General features: G+C 76.1%; 3 protein-coding genes. 2 read left to right on the top strand and 1 reads right to left on the bottom strand.

The window, feature by feature from the left end:
- Window positions 1-828 (bottom strand): o-succinylbenzoate synthase (locus GTW08_RS25635; RefSeq protein ID WP_161152647.1); only part of this gene is annotated, 828 nt, incomplete at its 3' end.
- A 50-nt stretch (window positions 829-878) separates the two neighbouring features.
- Here GTW08_RS25635 and GTW08_RS25630 point away from each other — a divergent pair.
- On the top strand, window positions 879-1,484 hold the full coding sequence (locus GTW08_RS25630; RefSeq protein WP_073577207.1) for a TetR/AcrR family transcriptional regulator: 606 nt from the start codon (window positions 879-881) through the stop codon (window positions 1,482-1,484).
- Between the two features lie 24 nt (window positions 1,485-1,508).
- Window positions 1,509-1,900 (top strand): siderophore-interacting protein (locus tag GTW08_RS25625; protein WP_161152646.1); only part of this gene is annotated, 392 nt, incomplete at its 3' end.

The following is a 1,900-nucleotide window of genomic DNA, read 5'->3' as shown; positions in this document are numbered from 1 at the left end:
GGACAGGAAGCCCCGCTGCGGGGCGAGCGGCTCCGCGACGACGTCGGCGGCCAGCAGCGGGACCGTCCCGAGCCCGCAGGCGTGGTGCAGCTCCGGCAGCGCCCCGGCCAGCGCGAGTCCGGCGGCGAGCCCGACGCTCGACTCCACCGCCGAGGACACGACGACCGGCAGCCCGACCTCCTCGGCGATCCGCAGGGCCCGGCGCACCCCGCCCAGCGGCGACGCCTTCAGCACGACGACGTCGGCCGCCCCGGCCCGCACCACCCGCATCGGGTCCTCGGCGCGGCGGATCGACTCGTCGGCGGCGATCGGCACGTCCACCTTCCGGCGGACGGCGGCGAGGTCCTCGACCTCCCAGCAGGGCTGCTCGACGTACTCCAGTCCCCCGGCGGCCCGGTCCAGCTCGCCGATCGCGGCGACGGCCGTGTCGACGTCCCAGGCGGCGTTGGCGTCCACCCGGACCAGCCCGGCGGGGCCGAGCGCGTCGCGGACGGCGGCGACGCGCTCGATGTCCCCGGACAACGGGGCACCGGCGTCGGCGACCTTGACCTTCGCGGTGGTGCAGCCGGAGGCGCGCACGATCCGCTGCGCGTGCTCGGGGCCGACGGCGGGCACGGTGCAGTTGACCGGCACGCGGTCGCGCACCGGCTCCGGCCAGCCCACCTGGGCCGCCTCGCGGGCCGCGGCCAGCCATGCGACGGCCTCGCGGTCGTCGTACTCGGGGAAGGGGCAGAACTCCCCCCAGCCGGCCGGGCCGGACAGCAGGAGGCCCTCGCGCACGGTGATCCCGCGGAACCGGGTGGTCATCGGCAGGGAGTAGACGTCCATTCCCACTCGCTTCCTACCGCCAGTAACTTACTGCGGGTAAAGTCTCCGACGTGACCGCGCAGACCGTACCCGGCCCCCGCCGCCGCGTGCCCAGGGCGGAGCGGGAGCGTCAGATCGTCGACGCGGCCGTCGCCGTCTTCGGCGAGCGGGGCTACGCCGAGGTCTCGATGGAACAGGTCGCGGAGCGGGTCGGGGTCACCAAGCCGGTGCTCTACACCCACTTCGGGTCCAAGGAGGGACTGCTGCTGGCCGCGATCGCGCGGGCCCGGTCCGAGCTGCTCGACGTCGTCGCACAGGCGGCGGGGGCCGCGGAGTCGCCGGAGGCGATGCTGCGGGGCGGGACGCTGGCCTTCTTCCGCTACCTCGACCGGCGGGCGCCCGCCTGGCAGCTGTTCTGCTCCGAGGCCGGGGTCACCGACACCGCGCTGGAGGAGATCCGCGCCCAGCAGACCGACTTCACCGCCGCCTTGCTGGCCGCGCAGGTCCCCGGCACCGAACCGGCCCGGCTGACCGGCTGGGCGCAGGTGATCGTCGGGGCCTGCGAGCGGCTCGCCGTCTGGCGTGGCCAGGAAGAGTCGGTCACCGCCGAGCAGGCCACCGAGTACCTGATGGACCTGGTCTGGACCGGCCTGGCGGGCCTCGGCCACCGGGTCTGAGCGCGTCCGGGACAATTCCCGGCCATGAGCACGACCGCACCACGCCTGCTGCAGGTGGCCCGCACCGAGCGGGTCACCCCCGGCATGGTCCGGGTGACCCTGACCGGCGAGGAGCTGGCCGGGTTCCCCGGGCACGGCCCGGACCGCCGGATCAAGATGTTCTTCCCGGTCGAGGGCCAGGAACGGCCCGCCGTCCCGCGCGCCTCGACCGGCGGACCGGTCTGGCCCGCCGGGGAGGCCCGCCCGGCGATCCGCACCTACACGGTGCGCCGCTTCGCCCCCGACGCCGGCGGCCACGGTGAACTCGACGTCGACTTCGTCGTGCACGCCGGGCACGGCCCGGCCGCCGCCTGGGCCGTGTCGGCCGCCCCCGGGGACTGGGTCGGGGTGTCCGAGCCCGGCGGGCGCTGGGAGCC

This window comes from Pseudonocardia sp. SID8383 (assembly GCF_009864975.1).
In the GTDB taxonomy this organism is placed as follows: domain Bacteria; phylum Actinomycetota; class Actinomycetes; order Mycobacteriales; family Pseudonocardiaceae; genus Pseudonocardia; species Pseudonocardia alni.
This window is presented reverse-complemented; position numbering and strand designations above follow the sequence as displayed.